The sequence below is a fragment of the Novosphingobium sp. 11B genome (genome assembly GCF_054589055.1).
In genome coordinates, this window is sequence record NZ_BAAILP010000036.1 from 1 (window position 1) to 6,974 (window position 6,974).

5 protein-coding genes and 1 pseudogene are annotated in these 6,974 nt (G+C 62.2%); 2 read left to right on the forward strand and 4 right to left on the reverse strand.

Features of this window, described 5'->3' with window-relative positions; genetic code table 11:
• Window positions 1-220: 220 nt before the first annotated feature.
• Window positions 221-406: pseudogene (locus ACYPYD_RS02950) on the forward strand (IS3 family transposase); the annotation flags it as partial.
• Window positions 407-550: 144 nt separating this feature from the next.
• Here the strand turns inward: ACYPYD_RS02950 and ACYPYD_RS02955 are convergent.
• From ACYPYD_RS02955 to otsB, 4 genes are all read right to left on the reverse strand, one after another.
• Window positions 551-796, reverse strand: a complete 246-nt coding sequence (locus ACYPYD_RS02955) for a transcriptional regulator domain-containing protein (protein ID WP_459662019.1) — start codon at window positions 794-796, stop codon at window positions 551-553.
• A gap of 617 nt (window positions 797-1,413) precedes the next feature.
• Window positions 1,414-2,904 (reverse strand): alpha,alpha-trehalose-phosphate synthase (UDP-forming), encoded by a 1,491-nt coding sequence (gene otsA, locus ACYPYD_RS02960; protein WP_459662015.1) that lies wholly within the window; start codon window positions 2,902-2,904, stop codon window positions 1,414-1,416.
• Window positions 2,905-2,993: 89 nt separating this feature from the next.
• A complete protein-coding gene (locus tag ACYPYD_RS02965; protein ID WP_459662016.1) occupies window positions 2,994-4,808 on the reverse strand; it encodes a glycoside hydrolase family 15 protein in 1,815 nt (604 codons plus the stop codon).
• Window positions 4,805-5,629: a trehalose-phosphatase gene (gene otsB, locus ACYPYD_RS02970; protein ID WP_459662017.1), complete on the reverse strand. Its 825-nt coding sequence runs from the start codon at window positions 5,627-5,629 to the stop codon at window positions 4,805-4,807. The genes ACYPYD_RS02965 and otsB overlap by 4 nt, the downstream gene beginning before the upstream one ends.
• Window positions 5,630-5,856: 227 nt before the next feature.
• On the opposite strand from otsB, the gene ACYPYD_RS02975 reads away from it, so the two are divergent.
• Complete coding sequence (locus tag ACYPYD_RS02975) at window positions 5,857-6,903, forward strand: mannose-1-phosphate guanylyltransferase (RefSeq protein ID WP_459662018.1); 1,047 nt, start codon at window positions 5,857-5,859, stop codon at window positions 6,901-6,903.
• Window positions 6,904-6,974 lie beyond the last annotated feature (71 nt).

The window sequence follows — 6,974 nt, forward strand, 5'->3', positions numbered from 1 at the left end:
GCGTGACACGGTTCATGTAGGCCCAATGGTCGAGCGCCCGAGGGATAATTTCCGGGCCGTTGTCCACCCTGATCTTGGCAGGTGCGCCGCCGCGCTCGAACAGCAGGCGATCCATGACGGCGGCCACCTGCTCGCCCTTGATCCCTGATCGACACGGATCGCCAGGCACTCACGGGTGAGCGAACGGCGCAGCTGCGCGGTTCTCCGTTTCGATCGCAAGATGCACTGCTATCGGTCGATCCGAAGCGACCAGGCGCCGCTCAGGAACAGGATCAATGAGATCGCGGCGACCCGCGTGCGCTATGGCCATCGCCGTATCCATGTACTGCTTCGGAGCGAAGGCTGGCCGGTCAACGTGAAGCGGGTACATCGCCTTTACCGATTGGAAGGCCTTAATTTGCGGGCAAAAAGGCCTCGCCGGCACGTCATGGCCGCGCGGCGGGTGGAGCGGCCGCTGCCCTCGCACAGGAACGAAGTCTGGGCGAGGGACTTCGTATCCGATGCCCTGTTCAATGGTAAGCGCTTCCGCGCTTTGACCGTCGTTGATGGCCTACATGCTCGCGCCGTCGATCGTATGGTCAGTGGATCGAGTTCGTGGTCCCACATCAGCCGGGCGTCGGCGCCGCCCAGGTCTGGAACTTCCTCGAAAGCGCAAGCCCCAATTCGCCGTTGCTGTGCTGTCGACGATGACCTCGATTTTGCCTTCGCGAATAACCTCTCGCTTGCGGGCCGGAGCGGCCACGCAATAGTCGGCCCGGCGGCGCAGCACCTCCCATGCAAATACGCGGGGGCGGATACAACCGCTGGGTCAGGTAGGTCGCGCGCGACAAGCTGAGGGCGAGCTATCGACAAAGCTGGACATGCCATTGGCCGTTCTCCTCGAATCTGCGAGAGAACCAGTGGACACCCTTGCTTTGTGATACTTCGTTTAAACCGCTGAATATTGGCAAAATTCGCCCGAAAAGGCAGATGAAAAACAAGGGGACGTCGTGCCCTCGCTAAAATTTGGCGGTTCGCCCGCATCATGCCGGCGGATTCGCCCCGGTCTTGTTTATGCGAAACAGGCGATCTGGATGGGGGCGGGTGGTGGAACACCTCAACGAGCAAGGGTCCGCTGCTTCAGAATGGGCCTGCAGCCGACAACCCCGGCCAATGGCGCGCTCCTATGCCGCGGTACCCGCGCCGCCTTCCCTAACCGCATTGGTAATCCATGGCAATGCGGTTAGGGAAGGCATGCGCCCTCTCACCGCCGGACTGCGGCGCGCAGCGTTTCGAGCAAAGCCGTTGAAAAAAATCCCAGGCCGTCGCCGGCCAGCCCAATGAGGTCAACCGTTGCAGATTACAGGAGCGTGGTCTGGCAGCATACATAAGGTGTAAGGCCCACCGCCTCTCTGCCTGATTGCACAAGCAAAATTAACGGCTTTCAGCTACCTCGGTGTGGCTCAGGTCCCCGGTGTCATGCCGCTCGATACTCTGGGCCTGAATGATACCGGGTTGGCTGTCCGACTTGACTGCAGTGCTGCTCTTTTCCTTGCCCGACAATGCGTGAACGTACTGCTCCAGCCAGTGCAGGACGTCGTGGTCTTTGACGGAACCAAGCAATGCCGCGTGGCGGCGTTTGCGTTCGTTCAGCGGCATATCCAGGGCGCGGCTGATCGTCTCGGCGACATGTTCCACCGAGTGCGGGTTGACCAGCAGGGCGTCCTTGAGTTGGGTGGCCGCGCCGGCAAACTGTGAAAGGATCAGCACGCCGGGATCCTCCGGATCCTGGGCAGCCACGTATTCCTTTGCCACAAGGTTCATGCCGTCGCGCAGTGGCGTCACCAACCCGACATTTGCCGCGCGATAGAAGCCTGCAAGTTCAGCCCGGGAATAGCCCCGGTTAACGTACCGGATGGGTACGAAATCGACATTGGCATGAGCGCCGTTGATGTGCCCTGTCTTTCGCTCGAGGTCCTCGCGAATCTGCTGATAGCTTTCAACGTCGCCCCGACTTGGCGGCGCGATCTGGAGCAGGACTGCCTTTCCCGCCATATCGGGGTGATCGGAAAGAAAACGGCTGAAGCTCTCGAAGCGCTCACCCAGCCCCTTGGAATAGTCCAGTCTATCGACGCCAATGAGAATTTTCCGGCCTCTGACGCTATCTCGGAGCCGTTGGTGCGCTTCCTTGGCAACCTCGCTCTTCGCGGCTTGCGAGAATTCGGCGTAGTCGATCCCGATGGGAAAGGCGCGGGCGATCACGCGCCGGCCCTGGTATTCGATCGAATTGTCGAGGTTGACCGTCAGACCCATTTCCTTCTGGACATAATGCAGGAAGCTTTCGAGCCATTCGGTCGTTTGCAGGCCAATGACGTCGTATTCGAGCATCGATGCGACGAGGCGCTCATGGAAGGGCAGCGACGCCAAAAGCCGGGTTGGCGGCCACGGGGTGTGCAGGAACAGGCCGATGCGATTCTTGATGCCCTTGCGGCGCAAGATTGAGCCCAGCGGAAGCAGATGGTAGTCATGCACCCAGACGAGATCATCGTCGGCGATCAAAGGGTAGACCGAATCCGCAAATCGCTCATTGACGCGCTCATAACCTTCACCGAAATTGCGATCATATTCTGTTAGATCAATTCGGTAGTGAAATAACGGCCAAAGAGTTCTGTTGGCGTAGCCATTATAGTACTCTTCCACATCTTGTGCTTCGAGGTCGATTGTCGCGGTTGTCACGCCCTCATTGCGTTGCATATCGAGGTGGCCCGTAAATTCCTCTGTTTCCTGACCGGACCAGCCAAACCAGATGCCGCCATGTTCGCGAAGCGCCGAATTCAAGGCGACAGCAAGACCACCTTGCGCCCCCGCCGCGCCTGCGGCGCTTGGCACGCTTACGCGGTTCGAGATGACGATCAATCGGCCCATGTTCTGTCCTTCGTATTACGCGTCGCACCTTTCACACGTTCCCATCGAACGCTTGAGGGCTCGCAGCAGCTGCGGGTAGTTTGTGCGCGTTAACGCCAGTCCCGCCACGACCGGGACAATTGCCCGGCGCAATTTATGATACCTACCAGCGAGTAGGTTTGGGGAAAGTTCCCCCAAAGCTCTGAGGTTTCGAAATCCATATCCTCGGAAAGCAGGCCGGAGCGCGTGCGGTGAGCCAGCATCGCTTCGAAAAGTCGCCGGGCCTCCTCATCCTCTCCGCTGCGGTGAAGCGCCTCGATCAACCAGAAGGTGCAGATGTTGAAAGCTGTCTCGGGAAGCCCGAAATCGTCTTCGCTGTCATAGCGCAGCATGTGCTCGCCTCGGCGCAAGGCCTTCTGAACGGCTTTCAGGGTTGCGCGGAACCGTGGATCTTCGGGAGGCAGATAGCGCAGTTCCACAATCTGCAGCAGGCTCGCGTCGAGTTGTGACCCGCCGAAACTGGCCGCGTAATGACCGCCTGCGTCATGACCTTCCACTTCGTGCCACGCACCCGCGTCAATGTTGGCACGTATGGTGTCCGCCCGGTCGCGCCAGAAGGCAGCGCGATCGTCCAGACCCAGGTACTGCGCGGCGTTGGACAGGCGGTCGCACGCGGCCCAGCTCATGACGCTGGAATAGGTGTGGACCGCAGTTCGGGTGCGCAATTCCCACAGCCCGGCATCGGGCATGTCGTGGGTTTTCCATGCCATTTCGCCGACCTGCTCGAGGCTGCGGAAATCGTCCTCGTTGGCGATGCGCAGCAGGCGCTGGTCGAGGAATCCCTGGATCGAAGGCAGCACGATCTGGCCGTAGCAGTCGTTCTGCACTTGGTAATAGGCTGCGTTCCCGACGCGTACCGGGCCGGTGTTGCGATACCCCGGCAGATCGGCAGCCTCCCATTCGATGATCTCCTTGGCCCCGCTGACCGCATAGAGAGGCTGGACGACCCCGTCAGGTGCATCGGCAACGATGTTGCGCAGATAGGCTAGGTACTTCTCAAGGACGTCCAGGGCACCGAGATGGTTGAGGGCCTGAACCGTGTAGTAGGCATCGCGGATCCAGCAATACCGGTAGTCCCAGTTCCGCTGGCTGCCCGGCGCTTCGGGGATGGAGGTCGTCAAGGCCGCGACGATCGCGCCGGTTTCCTCGTGCTGGCACAGCTTGAGCGTAATGGCTGCGCGGATTACCGCATCCTGCCAGTCGAGCGGGGTGGCAAGACCGCGCACCCACAGGCGCCAGTAATTGCCGGTCCGCTGGAGCATCGCCTCAAGATCGTGCTCGATGTTGCCAGAAAACGGCTCATCCGGGCCAAGGAAGAAGTGCAGGGGCTTTTCCAGGCGGAACCAACGCTCGTCGAGCACGTAGCCTACCGGCGCATCAGTGGTCAGGCGCAGGGAATTGCGCTCCACCAGATAACGAATGTGGTTCGAACCCTGCGTGATCGGGGCGAGTTTCGCGCCATAACCGCTCATCGGCGTGAGGATGGTGCGAATGCGCGGGGCTCCGGATACGGGCCGGACGATGCGCGCGAAGGCAACCGGGCGGTACATCCGGCCAGATCGTTCGAAGCGGGGCGCGAAATCGTAGATTTCCACTGCCCCTCCGCTCGCGTCTTCAAGTCGGGTCACGAGGATGGGGGTATTGCGCAGATAATGTTGCTGGACGGAGACTTGGTTCTCCAGCTCGAAGCGCCAGGTGCCGGCATCTTGCCCGCCATCTCCGCGAAGCAGGGCGCAGAACGTGGGATCTCCGTCGACGCGCGGGACACAGCCCCAGACGATGGCGCCTGACTCGTCGATGAGGGCGCTGACCTGGCAGTTGCCGATCGGCCAGAGTTCCAGCGAAGTCGGTACGGGCGACGTCATGGGCGGAAATCTCCTTTATGAACGGTCTGGAGGCCGGCCTGCAGCCATCTGTGCACATCGGCGACGCTGTCGAGGCGAGAAGTGGCCGCGGTGGGGCGAGGGGGGCCAACCAGCACGCCGTGGCCATCGTACCGGCGCACGGCCGCGAATGCGTCCTCGTCGGTCACGTCATCCCCGATAAAGGTCGGGATGGCGCCCTCGAACGCTGGAAGGTCCATGAAGCGCGATACCGCAGAGCCCTTGTCCGACCCGGGCATCGTCACTTCGATCACCTGCTTGCCGTGCTTGATGGTCAGGCCGAACTGGGCGGCCAGACCTTCTGTCGAGGCACGAAGATCGTGGAGGACTTCAGGATGATGGCGATAGTGGATTGCCGCGCTGAATGGCTTGGGTTCCACCAGAAGTCCCCCGTTTGCCCGGGCGAAGCGGTCGAGCTCGTCAACAACGGCACCGGGAAGCGGGGCGGCGAGGGGCTGGATAGCGGCACCTGCCGCGGGCCGGAATTCACCGCCGTGCGATCCTGCGATGGCCAGGCTGATCGGCCCCAGCAACGCCTCGAGGGCTGCAATAGATCGGCCGGTGACGATCGCCAGGCGCCCGCCGAGCTTACGGGAAAGTGCGACGAGAAGCGCAGGCAGGCATTCGGCTACGATGACGTGGTCCGGGTGATCGGCTATCTCGACCAGGGTCCCGTCGAAATCGAGGAAAAGGGCCGTCGATTGCGAAAGCCTGAGGCGAGGCGGCGGGCCGAGGACAGTATCATTGGTAAAAAGGGAGGCTCGATGCGCCGCCTGTGACGGGCCGTCGCTCGATTTGATCATCTATATTTCAGCCTTGCACCAAGTTCATGCCCTTCTTGAAGGGCTGCCAGATGGTTCAATCACATGCTGCGCCGCAATTGGTCACCGGTCAACCAACGAGCCGCCTTTGTGTTCCCGTCCAATCTGACGGAGCAGAGGTATTTAGTTGTGCCCTGTTGCATCGCAGCACGCTCCGGCTATTACCGGTTTTTCCAGGGTATTCTGCATCCGTGAGTGACCGTTCGGCCATGTCCATAATCGTACCGGTAATTCTCTGCGGCGGTAGCGGCACGCGCCTGTGGCCACGCAGCCGGGCCGCGATGCCCAAACCGTTCCTGCCGCTGGTCGGCGACAGCACCCTGTTCGAAGCGGCGCTGGCCCGCTGCCCGGGTTCCGGAGGCTTTGCGGCGCCGGTCGTGGTGACCGGCCACAAGCACCTCGCCCATGTCGAGGCGCAATTGGGCGCGGTCGAGGGGGCGCAGGTGATCGTCGAGCCTTCGGCGCGCAACACCGCCGCCGCCATCGCGCTCGCTGCCTGCCGCCTGCCCGAGGACGCGGTGATGCTCGTGTGTCCGAGCGATCACCACATCGGCAATACCGAGGCTTTCGCGGTCGCCGCGGCGTCTGCGGCGAAGCTGGCGGAGCAGGGATGGCTGGTGTCCTTCGGCATCGAGGCGACGGCGCCCGAGACCGGCTTCGGTTATCTCAAGCGCGGCGAGGCCATCCCCGAGCACGGCGGTTTTCGCACCGCGCAGTTCGTCGAGAAGCCGGATCTGGAGCGCGCCAAGGCGTTCCTTGCCGAGGGAATCTACGCCTGGAACGGCGGCATCTTCGCGTTCCGGGTGAAGGACTTCCTCGCCGAACTGACCGCGCACCGGCCCGACGTCGCCGCCAGCGTCGCTGATGCGGTGGCGAAGGGCGCCGAGGACGGCCAGCGCTTCCATCCCGACGCGGCAACCTTTGCCGAAGTGCCCAGCGTCTCGGTCGACTACGCGGTGATGGAGAACACCACCTGCGCGGCGATGGTGCCCGCCGACATGGACTGGTCCGACATCGGCAACTGGCAGGCGCTGCACGAGGCGCTTGAGACCGATGCGGACGGCAATTCGGTGCGCGGTTCGGGCACGGTCGAGATGGTCGATTGCCGGGGTGTGCTGGTCGACAGCGACGGTCCGCGCGTCTCGGTGATCGGGCTGGAGGACGTGATCGTCGTCGTCGATGGCGATGACATCATGATCACTACCGTTGCCGGCGTGCAGAAGGTGGGCAATCTTTCCGGCGCCAGGAATCAGTGAGTATTCGCCGATGACCGACGCCCGCGCTTCCTCCTCGCTGCCGATCCGACAGGTCGAGAAGCCCTGGGGCC

Bases quoted from the DNA above. Each gene is read 5' to 3' on its own strand.
- ACYPYD_RS02975 (WP_459662018.1), top strand. From the start codon at position 5,857: ATGTCCATAATCGTACCGGTAATTCTCTGCGGCGGTAGCGGCACGCGC.
- ACYPYD_RS02965 (WP_459662016.1), bottom strand. From the start codon at position 4,808: ATGACGTCGCCCGTACCGACTTCGCTGGAACTCTGGCCGATCGGCAAC.
- otsB (WP_459662017.1), bottom strand. From the start codon at position 5,629: ATGATCAAATCGAGCGACGGCCCGTCACAGGCGGCGCATCGAGCCTCC.
- otsA (WP_459662015.1), bottom strand. From the start codon at position 2,904: ATGGGCCGATTGATCGTCATCTCGAACCGCGTAAGCGTGCCAAGCGCC.